Raw genomic sequence first — 19,310 nt, 5'->3', positions numbered from 1 at the left:
GCCTGCGGATCATTCGCGATGATTGTGAGCGATTCACATCAGTGTCACTCAACTGTCACTGTCGCGCCCTAGCCTTGAGGCTATTTCAGGGACGTTGATATGCCGCACGCCGAAACCTTGCCCCACATTGCGCCCAGCCTGACCGCCGTCCTGTTCGGCCTCAGTGGTTGCCTGGTGGATTTCGGTGCCCGCACACGCGCACAGGGCATCCCCTCTGCCATACACGCTGAGGCTACGCCCGGCGCGCTGGATAGCCTGCACAGCTTGCAACATCAGCAGATTCCCTGTGCCTGGCTCGATGAACTCCCCCCTGCCCTCAGCCATTCACTGGCTGCTGCCTTGCCTTCATGGATCAAACCCTCGCAACACCCTGAAACAAATAATCCATGGCCGGCACCGCATGCCTGTTGGCAAGCCCTGATGACGTTGAATGTCGAACGGCTGGAGGGTTGCGTGCTGGTCAGCGGCGAACCACGATTGCTGCAAGCGGGGCTCAATGCCGGATTGTGGACGATTGGGCTGGCGTCCTGCGGCTCACTTTGCGGCCTGGCGCCCAACGAGTGGCAGGCGCTGACTCAGCAGGAGCGGGAATTCAAACGCGGCAAGGCAACGATGCAACTGTTCGGCCTGGGAGTGCATTCGGTGATCGATCACCTCGGTGAACTCGACACCTGCCTGGCCGACATCAGTCTGCGCCGGCTCAAGGGCGAAAAGCCCTGATCGAGATCATGCAGGTTGCGCGCGAGTGGATTAATCTAAAGGTCAAGCCATAGACCTTTGGCGTGCTGCCGCGGTCTATGCCAGTGCCTATCGATAAAAGGAAGAACGCCATGCCTGCCCGCGAACTGCAACAACAACTCAATACTCTGCGCGAGCAATTGGAACAGAATCCACCGCTGACCGAAGCCGAGCGCGAAGACCTGCACGCGCTGATGCAACAGATCGAACTGGAACTGGAACTCGAAACCAAAACCCAGGACTCCAGCCTCGCCGACAATGTGAACCTGGCTGTTGAACGCTTCGAAATCGAACACCCGACCCTTGCTGGCACCTTGCGCAACATCGTGCAAGCCCTGGCCAACATGGGGATCTGAACCCGCCGAATACAAAAAAAGCCCCGCTAGTGATAGCGGGGCTTTTTCATATCCGGGACTTGCAATGCAATACCCTGTGGGAGCGAGCCTGCTCGCGATGGCTGAGTGTCAGTCAACATCAATGTTGAATGTGCTGGACTCATCGCGAGCAAGCCCGCTCCCACAGGGGTTATTTATTGGCGGACCAGGCGGTGGTTTGGCAGTTGAATGGTTTCAGTGCTGCGATACGGGTTGATGTCCAACCCTCCGCGGCGCACATACCGTGCATACACTGTCAATTTCTCCGGTTTCAACAACCGTTGCAGGTCGAGAAAGATCCGCTCCACGCACTGTTCATGAAAGTCCGAGTGCTGCCGAAAGCTCACGATGTATTCCAGCAAACTCGCGTGATCCAGCGCCGCGCCACGGTATTGCACCGCCACGCTACCCCAGTCCGGCTGACTCGTAACCGGGCAATTGGATTTGAGCAAATGGCTGTGCACGCTCTCCTCCACGATGAGCGATTCATCGCAACGCAGCAGTTCCGGGCGCGGATGCTCATAGTTGCTGACGCTGATGTCCAGATCATCAATGCACACGCCCGGCAACGCCACGACGCCTTCGGCTTCGACGTCCTTCAGGCTGCGAATCCGCACGCCGACCGGTTTACCGGCAGCGGCCGACAAGTCTCTGGCCAATGTCGCTTCAAGGCTCGCGGTGTCGGCAAACGGTGTCTGGTTCAGGGAGTTGAGGTACAGCTTGAACGACTTCGATTCGATGATATTCGGCGAATCCGCCGGGATACTGAATTCGCCAATCGCCACCACTGGCTTGCCGGACGGCAACAGCCACGACAGTTCGAAGCAGTTCCAGAAATCCACGCCCTTGTACGGCAGGGTTTCAGCCGTCAGACCCAGCTCGGCCCATTTCGCGGTGCGCGGGATCGGGAACAGCAAGGACGGCGTGTAGGTGGCGATGTATTCGCTGGATTTGCCCAGCGGCGAGTGTTCGGCTGCGGGATGCATGGCGGAAACCTGACTGAAGAATCAGCGGATTCTACCAGCCTTTGCTCCCGCCTTTGAGTGCTTACTGACTGACAGTCACCTTGCCGACCATGCCGGCCTGGTAATGACCGGGGATGTTACAGGCAAATTCCAGGTTGGTGGCCTTGGTGAAGGTCCAGGTCAACTCAGCAGTTTTGCCCGGCTCGACGAGCACACTGTTGGGGTCGTCGTGTTTCATTCCATGCTCCATACCGGCCATACCGGCCATGGTGCCGTGGTCCATTTCCTTCATGCCTGTAGGCATGAGCATGCCGCTCTGCTGCATCTTCATCATTTCCTGCTGATGCTTGGCGTGCATTGCCGCGTCACCGAGGTTGAATTCATGCAACAACTGACCTTTATTCACCAATACAAAACGAACCGTCTCACCGGCTTTGATATCAATCGCCTTGGGTGTGAACGACATGTCGCCCATGACGAATTCAACGTTGCGAGTCGCCTTGGCCGCCGGGGCCGGTTGGCCGAAGTCGTAGGTATGCGCCGGGGCAGCCCACGCCGGCGAGCTCAGCGCCAGCAAACACGCGACACGCACCAGTGATATGCGCAAAAACATAGTCGTACTCCAACAAGATAAGGTTCAGCCTGTGGAAAACTCTAAACTGCTGCGACTGCCCGCAACCTGACAGCCAGATTACAACTTTGTCAGGTTGGCCAGTATTAACGCCGCCCACGGTATAAAGCGTCCGTTCCATTTACCTCGAGTCGCCCATGAAACTGCTGATCGTCGAAGACCAACCGAAAACTGGCCACTACTTGCGCCAAGGCCTGACCGAGGCCGGTTTCAATACTGAACTGGTGGCGGACGGCAGCGCCGGCCAGCAACTGGCGCTGTCCGGCGATTACGCGCTGTTGATTCTCGATGTGATGCTGCCCGGTCGCGATGGCTGGCAGATTCTGCAAGCGGTGCGCAGTGCCGGCCTCGACACGCCGGTACTGTTTCTGACAGCGCGCGACGCGGTGGAGGACAGGGTCCACGGCCTCGAACTGGGCGCCGACGACTACCTGGTCAAACCGTTCGCCTTCTCCGAGCTGCTGGCCCGGGTCCGCAGCCTGTTGCGCCGTGGTAACGCCACACCCCAGGAAACCAGCCTGCAACTGGCGGACTTGCGCCTTGACCTGATCCGCCGTCGGGTCGAACGCAGCGGTCAGCGCATCGACCTGACGGCCAAGGAATTCGCGCTGCTGGAAATGCTCCTGCGCAGACAAGGCGAAGTCCTGCCCAAGTCGTTGATCGCGTCCCAGGTCTGGGACATGAACTTCGACAGTGACACCAACGTCATCGAAGTGGCGATCCGTCGTTTGCGCCTGAAGATCGACGATGAATTCCCCAACAAGTTGATTCACACCGTGCGTGGCATGGGTTACGTCCTTGAAGAGCGCCCCGCCTGATGCGTCGGCTTTCGTTAAGCAGTCGCCTGGCGCTGCTGTTTGCGGCGTGCACCGCCGTGGTGTCGCTGTTTGCCGGGGTGTTGTTCAGTCGGGCCAGTGAAGCGCATTTCGTTGAGCTCGATCAACAGTTGCTGGACGGCAAGTTGATTGGGTTGCGTCGGGCACTTCATGACATTCAGTCGAGTGAAAGCGAAGTCAAACTGGCTGATGAATTGAGCCGACAGGCTGATCTGTCGCTGCGGATCACCGGCAGCGACGGCAAGCGCTGGTATGACAGTTCGACGCGCCTGCCCCAGGAATTACCTACCCAGGCGGGTTTATCCACGGTGAGCAGCGAAGGTACCGACTACCGCGTCCTCAACGCTCCGTTGTACCTCGACAAACCCGATTCGCCGCAGTTGACCTTGCTGCTGGACATCACCCATCACCAGCACTTTCTGCAACGCATGCAGCACCTGATCTGGTTGACCGTCGGTTTGTCGGCACTGGCCACTGCCCTGCTCGGTGCCTGGGCAGCGCGCAGTGGGTTGCGGCCGTTACGACGCATGAGTGCGGTTGCCTGCGGCGTTTCAGCGCAATCGCTCAATGCGCGCTTGCCCGAAAAGAACATGCCGCCAGAACTCGCGGAAATGGCCCACAACTTCAACGCCATGCTCGGACGCCTCGACGACTCTTTTCAGCGGCTATCGGCCTTCTCGGCCGACATCGCCCATGAATTGCGCACGCCGTTGTCGAACCTGTTGACCCACACCCAGGTCACCCTCACCCGCCCACGTCCCATCGAGGATTACCGCGAAGCACTGCACAGCAATCTCGAAGAACTGCAATGGATGGCGCAACTGGTCAACGACATGTTGTACCTGGCCAAGGCCGACCACGGGTTGTTGATGCCCAAGCGCGAACCGCTGGAGCTGGCGGAAGAAGCGGATTTATTGCTGGAGTTTTTTGCACCGTTGGCGGAGGACGCACAGGTCAGGTTGAGTCGTGAAGGCAGTGCGCGCATGGAGGGCGATCGCAGCATGTTGCGGCGGGCGCTCTCCAATTTGCTGGATAACGCGTTGCGGTTTACGCCGGTCGAAGGCGAGGTTCGGGTGCGGATTGTTGATCAGCCCAAGGGATTGAGCCTGACGGTCGAGAACAGCGGCGACGGAATTGACGGGGCGTTGCTGCCGCGATTGTTTGATCGCTTCTACCGGGCTGATCCGGCGCGCCAGGAAGGCAGTAGTGAACATGCGGGATTGGGGCTGGCGATCACTCAGTCAATCATCCGCGCCCATGGTGGGCAGATTCATTGCGAATCGGATAACGGGTGGACACGGTTTGTGATTGAGTTGCCCAAGGGGGATTGAGGCCAGCAGGTCTGGCCCCTTCGCGGGCAAGCCCGCTCCCACAGTGACCGAGTTGAATCACAATGGTGTGAACGACTCGAAACCCTGTGGGAGTGGGCTTGCTCGCGATAGCGATCTACAGGCTTACGAATACCGCAACGCAGTAGCCGGTTCGACTTTCGCCGCACGCCATGCCGGGTAAACGGTGGCGAGGAAGCTCAGGATGAACCCGGCGGAGCAGATCAACAGCACATCCGCCCCCTGCAGTTCGGAAGGCAGGTTACTGACGAAGTACACGTCTGAAGTGAAGATGTGCTGCCCGCTGACCCGCTCCATCCAACCCACCAGTTCACTGACGTTCAGCGCCGCAATCACGCCAAGCACGCCACCAATCAACGTACCGACAACCCCGATCACGGTGCCCTGCACCATGAAGATCGCCATGATCTGCCGCGGCGTGGCGCCGATGGTCCGCAGGATCGCGATGTCCGCACCTTTGTCGTTCACCACCATGATCAGGGTTGCGATGATGTTGAACGCCGCCACGGCGACGATCATCAGCAACAGCAAACCGATCATGGTTTTTTCCATCTTCATCGCACTGAACAGACTGCCCTGTGTGTGAGTCCAGTCATCAGCCTTGTAAGCGGTGCCCAGGCCGCCAGCAATATCGCTGGAAACCTTCGGCGCCGCGTACAAATCCTTCACCGCCAGGCGCACGCTCTGTACCTGATTCGGCGCCCAGTGCTGCATCTGCGCGGCATCGGCCACGTGGATCAGCGCCATGGAACCGTCCAGTTCGGCGCCGACCTTGAACACGCCGACCACGTTCAACCGCTGCATGCGCGGGGTGATGCCGCCCGGTGCGGTGCTGACTTCCGGCACGATCAGGGTGATCTTGTCGCCGACGTTCAATCGGAAACGGCGCGCCGTGATCTCACCGATCACCACACCGAACTCACCCGGCTTCAAGGCATCGAGACGCCCCTGAACAATGTGCTGGGCGACGATCGACACCTTGCCTTCGAGCGCCGGATCAACACCGCTGACCTGGATCGGCTGCATCGTCCCCTTGTAGGACAGCATGCCTTCCATCTCGGTGAACGGCACAGCGGCCGTCACTTCAGGATTCTTCATGGCCGCCGCCGCGACGGGCTGCCAATCGTCGATCGGATTGACGCCAACGATAGTCGCGTGAGGCACCATGCCGAGGATGCGCGAGCTCATTTCGCGCTGGAAGCCGTTCATCACCGACAACACCACGATCATCGCCAGCACGCCCAGGGCGAGGCCGATCATCGAGGTCATCGAGATGAAGGAAACAAAGCGATTGCGGCGCTTGGCGCGGGTATAGCGCGCGCCGATAAAGATCGATAACGGTCTGAACATTCGCTGGGCACCGTATAAAAATAAAAGACCCAACGTACTGTTCAGTACGTCGGGTTTCGGTCAATCAGATGGGCGTCAGGTAACCTTCCTGCAAATGCAGGACGCGATCCATCTGGCGAGCCAGGTTCATGTCGTGAGTCACCACCAGGAACGCCGTGCGCATCGAGGTGCTGAGTTCCAGCATCAAATCCTGAATGCCCTGGGCGGTGTGGGAATCGAGGTTGCCGGTCGGCTCGTCGAGCATCACCAGGCCTGGGTTGTTCACCAGGGCGCGGGCGATGGCCACACGCTGACGCTCGCCACCGGACAATTCGGCCGGTTTGTGTTCCAGGCGATGGCCCAGCCCTACCCGTTCCAGCAATGCAGTCGCACGCTGACGCGCTTGCGGGATAGCCGTCTTGCCGATCAGCAGCGGCATGCAGACGTTTTCCAGCGCGGTGAACTCAGGCAGCAAGTGGTGGAACTGGTAAACGAAACCCAGCGACCGATTGCGCAGCAAACCGCGAGCCTTTTCGTTCAGCGCCGACAGCTCTTCACCGGCCAGCCAGACGCTGCCCTTGGTCGGTGTATCGAGGCCGCCCAGCAAGTTGAGCAAGGTACTTTTGCCCGAGCCCGAGGTCCCGACAATCGCCACGCGTTCGCCCGGATGCAACTCCAGTTGCAGACCAGCCAGAACCTCTACCGACTCCGGACCTTCCTCGTAGGATTTGCCCAGGTTGCGGCAGCTCAAGATTGCTTTATCACTCATGCCCAACTCACTCATAACGTAGCGCCTCCGCAGGCTGGGTGCGCGCGGCACGCCAGGCTGGATACAGGGTGGCGAGGAAACTCAGGACCAACGCGGCGGCGCAGACCATCAACACATCCTGGCTCTGCACTTGCGACGGCAGGTAATCGATGAAGTACACGTCAGCGTTGAGGAATTTGTGCCCGATCAGCCCTTCCAGGGCCGAGATCGCGGCGCTGACGTTCAGCGCGGCGAAGATCCCGACCACGGCGCCGATCAGCGTCCCGACCACACCAATGACGGTGCCCTGCACCATGAAGATCGCCATGATCGAACCCGGCGTGGCGCCCAGGGTGCGCAGAATCGCGATGTCGCCCTTCTTGTCGTTCACCACCATCACCAGCGTGGAGATGATATTGAACGCAGCAACGGCGACAATCAGCAGCAACAGCAAACCGATCATGGCCTTTTCCATGCGGATCGCCTGATACAGATTGCCGTGGGTGCGCGTCCAGTCGCGGGCATAGAAATGGTCTTCGCCAAGTTGCTGGGCGATGGTCCACGCGACGCGTGGCGCCTGGAACAGGTCGTCGAATTTCAGGCGGATGCCCTGGACCTGATCCGGTTTCCAGCGATGCAGCTTGGCCAGATCCTGCAGATTGGTGATGCCCAGGTAGCCGTCCAGCTCACCGGCGCCGACATGGAAGATGCCGACCACGGTAAAGCGTTTCATGCGCGGGAACATCCCGGCCGGGGTCACGGTGACTTCCGGCGCCACGAACGTCAGCTTGTCGCCGATCGCCGCACCCAACTTGGCCGCGGCCTTGTCACCAATGACGATGCCGAAACTGCCCGGCGCCAGGTCATCGAGTTTGCCCTGCTGCATGAAGTTATCAATGATCGAGACCTGCCGTTCCAGCGCAGGGTCGATGGCATTGAGCAGGACTTTGGACACCTTGCCGTTGTTGGTCAGCAACCCCTGCATCTGGGTAAACGGCGCAACGGCCGTCACCTGCGGGTTCTGTTTGACCTTGGCAGCCAGGCTTTGCCAGTCGCTGATCGGTTCACCGGACTCGATGGTCGCGTGGGGCACCATGCCCAGCACGCGGGTGCGCATCTCATGATCGAAGCCGTTCATGACCGACAGCACCACGATCATCACGACCACGCCGAGGGCGAGTCCGATCATCGAGGTCAGGGAAATGAACGACACAAAATGATTGCGACGCTTTGCACGGGTATAACGCGTGCCAATAAATACGAAGAGAGGTCTGAACATGTCGGGGCTTGTTCGGAGGGAAAAGGAACGTCCTTGTGGCGGGGGTCGATAACCAGCTTTACACTCAGACCACCGCCGCTACCATGGGTTCGCCATGTCGACATTAGATGAAGAAGATCGCCGCGAATACTACCGTATCGAGGACACGATCGCACTGGAAATTCGGCCCCTGTCCACTCCCGAAGCCGCAGGCCAGGAAGTGTTGCAGGATGCTTCCCCCCTGTTCAACTTGCTCAGCGAGCTGCACCTGAGCGAATTCGAGTCACAGCACCTGTTGCGCCAGATCAGTGAGCGCGACCGCAACCTCGCTGCATTCCTGAAATCCCAGAATAAACGCATCGATTTGCTGAGCCAGGTGATCGCAATCACCGTACTCGGGCAGATCGGCGAGCCGCAGCCGGTGATCATTTCCGAAGGCGGGATCGACTTTCAGCATCCGACGCCACTTGCCACGGGCGCGCACCTGTCGGTGAAGCTGGTGCTGATGCCGCAAGCCCTCGGACTCTTGTTGCGGGCTCGCGTCACCCATTGCGATCGTAAAGGCGACGGCTACGACGTCGGTACCGAGTTCGAGTACCCGACCGATGCCCAGCGCCAATTGCTGGCCCGCTACATTTTGCAGAAGCAGGCCCAGGAACGACGTCTGGCCCGCGAACAAAACGAATCAGGCATTTAATTTAAGGAAGAACCGTGACCCTCATCTACGGCCATCGCGGCGCCAAGGGCGAAGCACCGGAAAATACGCTGACCAGTTTTCAGCAATGCCTCAAGCACGGCGTGCGCCGCTGCGAACTGGACCTGCACCTGTCCATGGACGGCGAGCTGATGGTCATCCACGACCCGACACTCAAGCGCACCACCGACCGTCGCGGCAAAGTCGTCGAGCACACGGCGGCCGAGCTGGTGACCTACGATGCACGCAAGGGGGGACCGGGCTGGATCAAACCGTGCCCGATTCCAACCCTGGAAGAACTGTTCGAGAAATGCGACTTCGAGCACTGGCAACTGGAAGTCAAAAGCGCTTCACGCACTCGCGCTGCGACAACCGTGCTGGCGATTCGCGAAATGGCTCAGCGTTTCGGCCTGCTCGACAAGGTGACGATCACCTCGAGTTCGCGGGAAGTATTGAAAGCCGCGCTGGACTTCGTGCCGGACGTGTCCCGCGGATTGGTGGCCGAGTACGCCTGGCTGGATCCGTTGAAGGTCGCGCAAAGCTATGGCTGTGAGATTCTGGCGCTGAACTGGACCCTGTGTACGCCGGAACGCCTGCAGAAGGCGCAGCGTCAGGGGCTGCATGTGTCGGTATGGACAGTCAACGAGCCCGCGCTAATGCGCAGGCTCGCCGACTTCGGCGTTGACAGCCTGATTACAGACTTTCCCGGTTTGGCCAGCGCCACGCTCGAGAATTGCTGAAATCGGTCTCCCCGGCCGGCTCAGGCCACCGGCCGGAGCCACTCAAAAAAGCCGGTTGAGGCCATCGTACGCCGCTACCCGATAGGCTTCGGCCATGGTCGGGTAGTTGAACGTCGTGTTGACGAAGTACTTCAGCGTGTTCTGTTCGCCCGGCTGGTTCATGATCGCCTGACCGATGTGAACGATCTCCGACGCCTGATAACCGAAGCAGTGAACGCCCAGCACCTCCAGGGTATCGCGGTGGAACAGGATCTTCAGCATGCCTTGCGGTTCGCCGGCAATCTGCGCACGCGCCATGCCCTTGAAGAACGCCTTGCCCACTTCATACGGCACCTTGGCCTGCGTCAGCTCCTGCTCGTTCTTGCCGATCGAGCTGATCTCCGGAATGGTGTAGATGCCGGTCGGCACGTCGTTGACGAAGCGCCAGCTTTGGTTGTCAACGATGCTGCCAGCGGCCGAACGACCCTGGTCGTGAGCGGCACTGGCCAGGCTCGGCCAACCAATCACGTCACCGGCACCGTAGATGTTCGGCTTGCAGGTACGGTAGGCCTCGTCCACTTCGATCTGGCCACGGCTGTTGACCTTCACGCCGATGTTTTCCAGGCCCAACTGATCGGTGTTGCCGGTACGGCCGTTGCACCAGAGCAAGGCATCGGCCTTGATCTTCTTGCCGGACTTGAGGTGCAGGATCACGCCGTTGTCCACGCCTTCGACGCGGTCGTAGTCTTCGTTGTGGCGAACCGTGATGTTGTTGTTGCTGAAGTGATAGCTCAGGGCCTGGGAAATTTCCGAGTCGAGGAAGCTCAGCAACTGACCGCGGTTGTCCACCAGCTCAACCAACACCCCCAGACCGCTGAAGATCGACGCGTACTCGCAACCGATCACGCCGGCGCCGTAAACGATGAGTTTGCGCGGGGTGTGGCCGAGGCTGAGGATGGTGTCGCTATCGTAGATACGCGGGTGGTGGAAATCGATGTCCGCCGGGCGATAAGGGCGCGAGCCGGTGGCGATGATGATGTGCTTGGCCACCAGTTTTTCGACCACGCCGTTGGCGCAGACCACTTCAATGGTTTGCTCGTCAGCGAAGCTGCCGGTGCCGAAGAACACGTCGACGCGGTTACGGGCGTAGTAGCCGGTGCGCGATGCGACTTGTTTGGAGATGACTTTTTCAGCGCTTTTCAACACGTCCGGGAACGAGAACCAGCGCGGCTCACCAATGGCCCGGAACATCGGGTTGGTGTTGAACTGCATGATCTGCCGGACCGAGTGACGCAGTGCCTTGGACGGGATGGTGCCCAGGTGGGTGCAGTTGCCGCCGACCTGGCGACGGCTATCGACCATCGCCACCTTGCGCCCTGCTTTGGCGGCGTTCATTGCCGCGCCTTCTCCCGCCGGGCCGGAACCCAGCACCACCACGTCGTAGTTGTAGACAGCCATGCATACTCCTCAGAACAGGCCGCGGCGCCCTCGGCACCTGCGGCTAAATCACGCCGATCTGCGGCGTGAAGGAACAATTTGGGGCCAGTGCAGAACCCGGACACAGTCTATATAAGCGTCAACGCCGCGCACATTAACCCTTGGTCGCGTCGTAGGCTAGTTTTGCCTGCACTACAACGCCAGTCTTTGCTGCTTGAATCGCCGCGATCACTCGGTTTTTCCGCCACTCAGGCGCTCAAAAGCCTGCGTGGTTCGTGTGACGAATCCTGTATCGGCACGAATGACAAAGAATGCACCGATGTCATGCGCTTCGGCATAGTCCCAGCCCCTTTCGGGACCCAGAATCAGCAACAGCGTCGATAAGCCATCGGCCATCAACGCTGAAGGATGAATCACCGTGACTGACGCCAGGGCATGTAGGACCGGCGCCCCGCTGCGGGCATCGAAGGTGTGGGAATAACGCCGACCGTCCTGCTCGAAATAGTTGCGGTAGTCGCCAGAAGTGGAAACGCCGTAGCCGTCGACGGCGATGATGCGCTCGGCCACTTGTTGGTCGTCGCGGGGTTCTTCCAGGGCGATGCGCCACGGTGAGCCGTCGAGTTTTTTGCCGGCAGCCTTGAGTTCGCCAGTGGCTTCGGCGAGGTAGTTGTGGATGCCCATTGCTTCGAGTTTTGCGGCAATTGTATCGACTGCGTAACCGGCGGCGACGCTGTTGAAGTCGACCTCGACCGCGGCGTCCTTGCACAATTTATCGCCATCGATGCGCAGGTGCGCGTGACCGACACGCTGCCTGACTTCGGCGAGCGCTTCGGCAGTCGGGACTTTTTCCTTACGGCCCTGCGGGCCAAAGCCCCAGAGATTGAGCAGCGGTTCCACGGTCAGGTCGTAGGAGCCTTCGCTTTGCGAAGACAGTTGCTCGCCCACACGGATCAATTCGAGCACCGGGCCAGGCATGACCTGACAGCGGTCGGCCGGCAGTGCGTTGAAGCGTTCGATAACCGAGTCGCTGCGATAGGTCGAGAATAGTCGATCCACTTCAGCGAGGATATTTTCCACTTCGGTCTGCACCGCTTTCGGCCCGGGTGTGGAGGAATGCCTTACGTATTGAATGGAATAACGACTGCCCATGGTCGGGCCATCGAAGCGCTCCAGGCTGTCGCCGCTGCCACAACCGGACAAAACACCGGCCAGCATCACGATCCAAGTCCACCGTCCAGTTAACAAATCTTCATCCCCCCTCAAAACCGCGCCCGCCATTATGGGCTTCAGAGCGCTCGAGAGCGAGGTCTGCCAGCGCCCGTCAGTCAAACGCAAAACCTGTGGGAACGAGCCTGCTCGCGATAGCGGTGTGTCAGCCAACATCAATGCCGATTGACCCCACGCCATCGCGAGCAGGCTCACTCCCACAGGTGCAGCGTTTCAAACAAGATTTACCAGCGTGAGTACCTACACATGTCCTCCAACACGAGCAAAGGCAAAGCGATTTTTCGCGTTGTCAGCGGTAACTTTCTCGAGATGTTCGACTTTATGGTCTACGGCTTTTACGCCACGGCCATTGCCAAGACCTTCTTCCCTGCCGATAGCGCTTTCGCCTCCCTGATGTTGTCCCTGGCCACCTTCGGGGCCGGCTTCCTGATGCGTCCATTGGGGGCGATTTTCCTCGGCGCCTATATCGACCGCCATGGTCGACGCAAAGGGCTGATCATCACCCTCGCGATGATGGCGGCCGGCACGGTACTGATTGCCTGTGTGCCGGGTTACGCCACTTTGGGCGTTGCGGCGCCGCTGATTGTGCTGTTCGGTCGTTTGCTGCAAGGGTTCTCGGCCGGGGTGGAACTGGGCGGTGTGTCGGTCTACCTCGCCGAGATTTCCACCCCGGGCCGCAAAGGCTTCTTTGTCAGTTGGCAGTCCGCCAGTCAGCAAGCGGCGGTGGTATTCGCCGGCCTGCTGGGTGTTGGCTTGAACCACTGGCTCAGCCCCGAACAAATGGGTGATTGGGGCTGGCGCGTGCCGTTCCTGATCGGCTGCATGATCGTGCCGGTGATCTTCGTGATTCGTCGTTCGCTGGAAGAAACGCCGGAATTCCAGGCGCGCAAACATCGCCCTACCCTGCGGGACATCGTTCGTTCGATTGGACAGAACTTTGGCATCGTCATCGCCGGCATGGCGTTGGTGGTGATGACCACAGTGTCGTTCTACCTGATCACCGCCTACACCCCGACCTTCGGTAAAGCCGAACTGCATCTGTCGGATCTGGATGCATTGCTGGTGACGGTGTGCATTGGCCTGTCGAACTTCTTCTGGCTGCCGGTCATGGGTTCTGTTTCCGACAGGATCGGACGCAAACCCTTACTGCTGGCGGCGACGATTCTGGCGATCCTCACCGCCTACCCTGCCCTGTCATGGCTGGTAGCAAACCCGAGCTTCAGCCACTTGCTGATCGTCGAATTGTGGCTGTCGTTCCTGTATGGCTCGTATAACGGCGCCATGGTAGTGGCGCTGACCGAGATCATGCCGGTGGAAGTTCGTACAACTGGATTCTCTTTGGCCTACAGCCTGGCGACTGCAACATTCGGGGGGTTTACGCCGGCGGCGTGTACGTACCTGATTCATGTGCTGGACAACAAGGCTGCGCCGGGGATCTGGCTCAGTGGCGCGGCGGTGTTGGGGCTGATTGCGACGCTGGTGTTGTTCCGGGGCAACAAGCATGAATTGCGGACAGCGCAGGCGGCTGTAGTAGGCGGCGCTCGATAGATCGCCTTCGCGAGCAAGCCCGCTCCCACAGTGGATCTGTGTACGCAGGACCAATGTGGGAGCGGGCTTGCTCGCGAAGAGGCCCATTCAGGCAACACACCTGTAACTGACAAACGCCACAAACAAAAACGCCCCGACCAAAGTCGGGGCGTTTTCATGTGCGGCTAATGCTTAGCGCGGGAATGCAGGCGGGTTTACACCGGCCATGTCTTCCATCACGCGAACCACCTGGCAGCTGTAACCGAATTCGTTGTCGTACCAAACGTACAGAACAACGCGGTTGTCTTGGCTGATGGTTGCTTCAGCGTCCACTACGCCTGCGTGGCGCGAGCCAACGAAGTCGGTGGAAACCACTTCCTGCGAATTGACGTAGTCGATTTGCTTATGCAGATCGGAGTGCAGCGCCATGTAGCGCAGGTACTCGTTCATCTCTTCACGGGTGGCGGCTTTCTCAAGGTTCAGGTTGAGAATGGCCATCGACACGTTAGGCGTCGGAACGCGGATCGCGTTACCGGTCAGCTTGCCGGCCAGCTCAGGCAGCGCCTTGGCAGCAGCGGTGGCAGCACCGGTCTCGGTGATCACCATGTTCAACGCGGCGCTACGGCCACGGCGATCGCCTTTGTGGAAGTTGTCGATCAGGTTCTGGTCGTTGGTGTACGAGTGAACCGTTTCAACGTGACCGTTGATGATGCCGAACTTGTCGTTGACGGCTTTGAGCACCGGCACGATGGCGTTGGTGGTGCAGGAAGCCGCGGAAATGATCTTGTCATCAGCGGTGATTTCACCGTGGTTGATGCCGTGAACGATGTTCTTCAGCTTGCCTTTGCCAGGCGCGGTCAGAACAACGCGATCGATACCCGGGCAAGCCAGGTGCTGGCCCAGGCCGTCGGCGTCACGCCATACACCGGTGTTATCCACCAGCAGCGCGTCTTTGATGCCGTACTGGGTGTAGTCCACTTCAGTCGGGTTTTTCGCGTAGATAACCTGGATCAGGTTGCCGTTGGCGGTGATGGTGTTGTTGGCTTCATCAATGGTGATGGTGCCATCGAACGGACCATGAACCGAGTCACGACGCAGCAGGCTGGCACGTTTGACCAGATCGTTCTCGGCGCCCTTGCGGACAACGATGGCGCGCAGACGCAGGCCGTCGCCGCCACCGGTTTTCTCGATCAGGATGCGTGCCAGCAGACGGCCGATACGACCGAAGCCGTACAGAACAACGTCGGTGCCTTTGCGCGCGGAAACATTTTGCTGGCCAACGACGTCAGCCAGTTCTTCACGGACGAACTGCTCGGCAGTGCGGCCATTGCCTTCAGCCTTGAACTTGACTGCAAGCTTGCCCAGGTCTACCGAAGCAGCGCCGAGCTTGAGTTCGCTCATTGCCTTGAGCAGCGGGAATGTTTCGTGGACGGACAATTCGCTGTCATCGGATTGACGATGACGAGCAAAGCGGTGGGCTTTGAGAATCGCAATGACTGAACGATTGATCAGGCTGCGGCCATAGATCGAGCTCACCACGTTGTTATTGCGGTAGAGCTGACCGATAAGCGGAATCATCGCTTCTGCGAGTGCTTCACGGTCGATCCATTCACCAAGACACTGGTCGGGCTTCTGAGTCACGGGAACCTTCCACATGTAGGGGCAGAAAAAAGGGGCTACATTATGCCGCCGAGTGCCTCCCGTAGCAATGCGCGCTTGTCGCGCGGCCAGTAACAAAATCCTCTTCAAAAAAATGACGCACGGCTCAAGCCCAATAAAACCGGGGCCTGCAAAGCAGTCATTTTTTCGGAGACATCGCTGTCTTGTCTGTAACCCTCCGTAACACTCGACCGTTTTGCCACTACATATTCAGTCGTTTTCACTAAAAAACGGGCCGATTTTGTCTTTACCACTACATTTCGCCCAACCTGTGTAATAGACACATCTGCAACTGACAGGCGGCACCCGGGACCGCTACAATTACCGACTTTGTCGCAACGCTTGGAGCTCAACCTTCCGTGCCCGTTCTGCGTCTACCGCTTCTCCCTGCCGCGGCAGGTAAACAGCACTGGGGCAACCTGCCCGGTGCCGCCCTGAGCCTGGCTATTGCCGAGGCCGCCAGCGCTGCCAAGCGCTTCACCCTGCTGCTGACCGCCGACAGCCAAAGTGCCGAACGGCTGGAACAGGAGCTGAGTTTCTTCGCCCCGGATTTGCCGGTGCTGCATTTCCCGGACTGGGAAACCCTGCCCTACGATCTGTTTTCACCGCACCAGGACATTATTTCCCAGCGAATCTCCGCCCTCTATCGGTTGCCGGAGCTGAGTCATGGCGTTCTGGTCGTGCCGATCACCACGGCCCTGCATCGTCTGGCGCCGACCAAATTCCTACTCGGCAGCAGCCTGGTGCTGGACATCGGCCAGAAGCTCGATGTCGAGCAAATGCGCACCCGGCTCGAGGCCAGCGGCTATCGCTACGTCGATACCGTCTACGAGCATGGCGAATTCACCGTGCGCGGTTCGTTGATCGATCTGTTCCCGATGGGCAGCAAACTGCCTTTCCGCATCGACCTGTTCGACGACGAAATCGAGACCCTTCGTACCTTCGATCCGGAAAACCAGCGCTCTATCGACAAGGTTGAAACGGTTCGCCTCCTGCCAGCGAGAGAGTTTCCGCTGCAAAAGGATGCCGTCACCCGCTTCAAGGCGCGCTTCCGTGAACGTTTCGATGTCGACTTCCGTCGCTGCCCGATCTTTCAGGATTTGAGCAGCGGGATTACACCGGCCGGTATCGAGTACTACCTGCCGCTGTTTTTCGATGAGACTTCCACGCTGTTCGATTACCTGCCGCAGGAAACGCAAGTGTTTTCCTTGCCGGGCATCGAGCAAGCGGCGGAAAACTTCTGGAACGACGTGCGCAATCGCTATGAAGAGCGTCGCGTCGATCCGGCCCGTCCTTTATTGCCGCCGGCCGAGTTGTTCCTGCCGGTGGAAGATTGCTTCGCGCGCCTGAAAAACTGGCCGCGCGTGGTTGCCAGTCAACAGGACGTGGAAACCGGCGTCGGCCGCGAGCGCTTCCCCGCTCGGGAGCTGCCGAACCTGGCCATCGAAGCCAAGGCCACCCAACCGTTGGCGGCGCTGGCGGGTTTCCTCGACGAGTTCCCCGGTCGCGTGCTGTTTACCGCCGAATCCGCGGGTCGTCGTGAAGTACTGCTGGAATTGCTCGAACGCTTGAAGCTGCGACCGAAAACCGTCGACAGCTGGCCGGACTTCATCGCGAGCAAGGAGCGCCTGGCGATCACCATCGCGCCGCTCGACGAAGGATTGGTGCTCGACGATCCGGCCATAGCCCTGGTCGCCGAAAGCCCGTTGTTCGGTCAGCGCGTGATGCAGCGCCGTCGCCGCGAGAAACGCGCCGACGCCAACAACGACGCCGTGATCAAAAACCTTACCGAGCTGCGCGAAGGCGCGCCGGTGGTGCATATCGATCACGGCGTCGGTCGCTATCTCGGGCTGACGATCCTGGAAATCGATAGTCAGGCCGCTGAATTCCTGACCCTCGAATACGCCGAAAACGCCAAGCTTTACGTGCCGGTGGCCAACCTGCATCTGATCGCCCGCTACACCGGCAGCGATGATGCCCTGGCCCCGCTGCACCGCCTCGGCTCCGAGACCTGGCAGAAAGCCAAACGCAAAGCTGCCGAACAGGTGCGCGATGTGGCGGCTGAATTGCTCGACATCTATGCCCGCCGCGCCGCTCGCGAAGGTTATGCGTTCGCCGACCCGAAAGCCGACTACGCGACCTTCAGCGCCGGCTTCCCGTTCGAAGAAACACCGGACCAGCAAACCACCATCGACGCCGTGCGCACCGACATGCTCGCGCCGAAACCGATGGACCGGCTGGTCTGCGGCGACGTCGGTTTCGGCAAGACCGAAGTGGCGATGCGCGCCGCGTTCATCGCGGTACACGGCGGTCGCCAGGTAGCCATTCTGGTGCCGACCACCCTGCTCGCCCAGCAGCATTACAACAGCTTCCGCGACCGCTTCGCCGACTGGCCGGTGAGCGTGGAAGTGATGAGCCGCTTCAAGTCGACCAAGGAAGTCAACGCTGCGGTTGCGGACCTGGCCGAAGGCAAGATCGACATCGTCATCGGCACGCACAAGCTGCTGCAGGACGATGTAAAAATCAAAAACCTGGGGCTGGTGATCATCGACGAAGAGCACCGTTTCGGTGTCCGTCAGAAGGAACAGCTCAAGGCCCTGCGCAGTGAAGTCGACATTCTCACCCTGACCGCCACGCCGATTCCGCGCACGCTGAACATGGCCGTGTCGGGCATGCGCGATCTGTCGATCATCGCCACGCCGCCGGCCCGTCGCCTGTCGGTACGGACGTTCGTCATGGAGCAGAACAAGAGCACGGTCAAAGAAGCCTTGCTCCGTGAGCTGCTGCGTGGCGGTCAGGTCTACTACCTGCACAACGATGTGAAGACCATCGAGAAATGCGCCGCCGACCTCGCTGAACTGGTGCCGGAAGCACGGATCGGCATCGGCCACGGGCAGATGCGCGAACGTGATCTCGAACAAGTGATGAGCGACTTCTACCACAAGCGCTTCAACGTGCTGATCGCCTCGACCATCATCGAGACCGGCATTGACGTGCCGAGCGCCAACACCATCATCATCGAGCGTGCCGACAAGTTCGGCCTGGCGCAGCTGCACCAGTTGCGCGGCCGGGTCGGTCGCAGCCACCACCAGGCTTACGCTTATTTGCTGACGCCGCCGCGCCAGCAAATCACGCCTGACGCCGAAAAACGTCTGGAAGCGATCGCCAATACCCAGGACCTCGGCGCGGGCTTCGTGCTCGCCACCAACGACCTGGAAATCCGTGGCGCCGGTGAATTGCTCGGCGACGGGCAGAGCGGACAGATCCAGGCCGTCGGTTTCACCCTGTACATGGAAATGCTCGAGCGCGCGGTGAAGTCGATCCGCAAGGGCGAACAACCGAACCTCGATCAGCCGCTCGGCGGTGGTCCGGAAGTCAATCTGAGGGTACCGGCGTTGATTCCCGAGGACTATCTGCCGGACGTACACGCCCGACTGATTCTCTACAAACGCATCGCCTCGGCCTCCGACGAGGAAGGCCTCAAGGATTTGCAGGTGGAGATGATCGATCGTTTCGGTCTGTTGCCGGAACCGACCAAGAACCTGATGCGCATTACCGCGCTGAAATTGCAGGCCGAGCTACTGGGCATCAAGAAAGTCGACGGCGGCCCGCAAGGTGGCCGAATCGAGTTCGCGACGCAAACCCCGGTCGACCCGCTGACGCTGATCAAACTGATCCAGAGCCAGCCCAAACGCTACAAATTCGAAGGCGCCACGATGTTTAAATTCCAGGTGCCGATGGAGCGCCCGGAAGAGCGCTTTAATACTGTAGAGGCGCTGTTTGAGCACCTCATTCCGAAAACTGCTTGAAGGACGCCGC

The 19,310-nt window shown here is 59.7% G+C and carries 16 protein-coding genes; 8 read left to right on the top strand and 8 right to left on the bottom strand.

The window, feature by feature from the left end; translation table 11 throughout:
- Positions 1-99 precede the first annotated feature (99 nt).
- Positions 100-720, top strand: coding sequence for an HAD family phosphatase (locus tag KGB03_RS07160; RefSeq protein ID WP_218537380.1), 621 nt, complete (start codon positions 100-102; stop codon positions 718-720).
- 110 nt (positions 721-830) lie between these two features.
- Entirely contained in the window at positions 831-1,094 is a 264-nt protein-coding gene (locus KGB03_RS07155; RefSeq protein ID WP_008151367.1) for a DUF4404 family protein, read from the top strand.
- A 173-nt stretch (positions 1,095-1,267) separates the two neighbouring features.
- Here the strand turns inward: KGB03_RS07155 and queF are convergent, their stop codons facing one another.
- A complete protein-coding gene (gene queF / locus KGB03_RS07150; RefSeq protein WP_218537379.1) occupies positions 1,268-2,098 on the bottom strand; it encodes an NADPH-dependent 7-cyano-7-deazaguanine reductase QueF in 831 nt (276 codons plus the stop codon).
- 61 nt (positions 2,099-2,159) lie between these two features.
- The gene (locus KGB03_RS07145) at positions 2,160-2,690 is read right to left on the bottom strand and encodes a plastocyanin/azurin family copper-binding protein (protein WP_223526658.1); all 531 of its coding nucleotides are present in this window, start codon (positions 2,688-2,690) and stop codon (positions 2,160-2,162) included.
- 155 nt (positions 2,691-2,845) lie between these two features.
- Between KGB03_RS07145 and KGB03_RS07140 the strand changes: the two genes are divergently transcribed.
- Positions 2,846-3,526: a heavy metal response regulator transcription factor gene (locus KGB03_RS07140; protein ID WP_223526657.1), complete on the top strand. Its 681-nt coding sequence runs from the start codon at positions 2,846-2,848 to the stop codon at positions 3,524-3,526.
- Positions 3,526-4,875 (top strand): heavy metal sensor histidine kinase, encoded by a 1,350-nt coding sequence (locus tag KGB03_RS07135; protein ID WP_218537376.1) that lies wholly within the window; start codon positions 3,526-3,528, stop codon positions 4,873-4,875. Before KGB03_RS07140 ends, KGB03_RS07135 begins: the two co-directional genes overlap by 1 nt.
- Positions 4,876-4,998: 123 nt before the next feature.
- Here KGB03_RS07135 and KGB03_RS07130 read toward each other — a convergent pair whose 3' ends face one another.
- The 3 genes from KGB03_RS07130 to KGB03_RS07120 all read right to left on the bottom strand — a co-directional run bounded on the left by KGB03_RS07130 (position 4,999) and on the right by KGB03_RS07120 (position 8,249).
- Entirely contained in the window at positions 4,999-6,243 is a 1,245-nt protein-coding gene (locus KGB03_RS07130; protein WP_111450576.1) for a lipoprotein-releasing ABC transporter permease subunit, read from the bottom strand.
- A gap of 64 nt (positions 6,244-6,307) precedes the next feature.
- Positions 6,308-6,991, bottom strand: coding sequence for a lipoprotein-releasing ABC transporter ATP-binding protein LolD (lolD, locus tag KGB03_RS07125; RefSeq protein WP_165934003.1), 684 nt, complete (start codon positions 6,989-6,991; stop codon positions 6,308-6,310).
- 7 nt (positions 6,992-6,998) lie between these two features.
- Positions 6,999-8,249, bottom strand: coding sequence for a lipoprotein-releasing ABC transporter permease subunit (locus tag KGB03_RS07120; protein ID WP_008151382.1), 1,251 nt, complete (start codon positions 8,247-8,249; stop codon positions 6,999-7,001).
- 94 nt (positions 8,250-8,343) lie between these two features.
- Here KGB03_RS07120 and KGB03_RS07115 point away from each other — a divergent pair, with 94 nt between their 5' ends.
- Positions 8,344-8,925, top strand: a complete 582-nt coding sequence (locus tag KGB03_RS07115; protein ID WP_218537374.1) for a PilZ domain-containing protein — start codon at positions 8,344-8,346, stop codon at positions 8,923-8,925.
- Between the two features lie 14 nt (positions 8,926-8,939).
- A complete protein-coding gene (locus tag KGB03_RS07110; protein ID WP_111450580.1) occupies positions 8,940-9,662 on the top strand; it encodes a glycerophosphodiester phosphodiesterase in 723 nt (240 codons plus the stop codon).
- Positions 9,663-9,704: 42 nt separating this feature from the next.
- On the opposite strand, the gene sthA is transcribed toward KGB03_RS07110, so the two are convergent.
- The gene (gene sthA / locus KGB03_RS07105; RefSeq protein WP_074875140.1) at positions 9,705-11,099 is read right to left on the bottom strand and encodes a Si-specific NAD(P)(+) transhydrogenase; all 1,395 of its coding nucleotides are present in this window, start codon (positions 11,097-11,099) and stop codon (positions 9,705-9,707) included.
- 207 nt (positions 11,100-11,306) lie between these two features.
- A complete protein-coding gene (locus tag KGB03_RS07100; protein WP_223526656.1) occupies positions 11,307-12,293 on the bottom strand; it encodes an FAD:protein FMN transferase in 987 nt (328 codons plus the stop codon).
- A 258-nt stretch (positions 12,294-12,551) separates the two neighbouring features.
- Between KGB03_RS07100 and KGB03_RS07095 the strand changes: the two genes are divergently transcribed.
- Positions 12,552-13,853 carry an MFS transporter gene (locus KGB03_RS07095; RefSeq protein WP_218537372.1) on the top strand — a complete coding sequence of 434 codons (1,302 nt, stop codon included), beginning with the start codon at positions 12,552-12,554 and terminating at the stop codon, positions 13,851-13,853.
- 171 nt (positions 13,854-14,024) lie between these two features.
- Here the strand turns inward: KGB03_RS07095 and KGB03_RS07090 are convergent, their stop codons facing one another.
- Positions 14,025-15,488, bottom strand: coding sequence for a glyceraldehyde-3-phosphate dehydrogenase (locus KGB03_RS07090; protein ID WP_218537371.1), 1,464 nt, complete (start codon positions 15,486-15,488; stop codon positions 14,025-14,027).
- Between the two features lie 362 nt (positions 15,489-15,850).
- On the opposite strand from KGB03_RS07090, the gene mfd reads away from it, so the two are divergent.
- Entirely contained in the window at positions 15,851-19,300 is a 3,450-nt protein-coding gene (mfd, locus tag KGB03_RS07085) for a transcription-repair coupling factor (protein ID WP_223526655.1), read from the top strand.
- The last annotated feature ends 10 nt before the right edge of the window (positions 19,301-19,310 follow it).

Origin of the sequence: Pseudomonas sp. BF-B-26 (assembly GCF_019956495.1) — a bacterium.
Classification (GTDB): Bacteria; Pseudomonadota; Gammaproteobacteria; order Pseudomonadales; family Pseudomonadaceae; genus Aquipseudomonas.
This window is presented reverse-complemented; position numbering and strand designations above follow the sequence as displayed.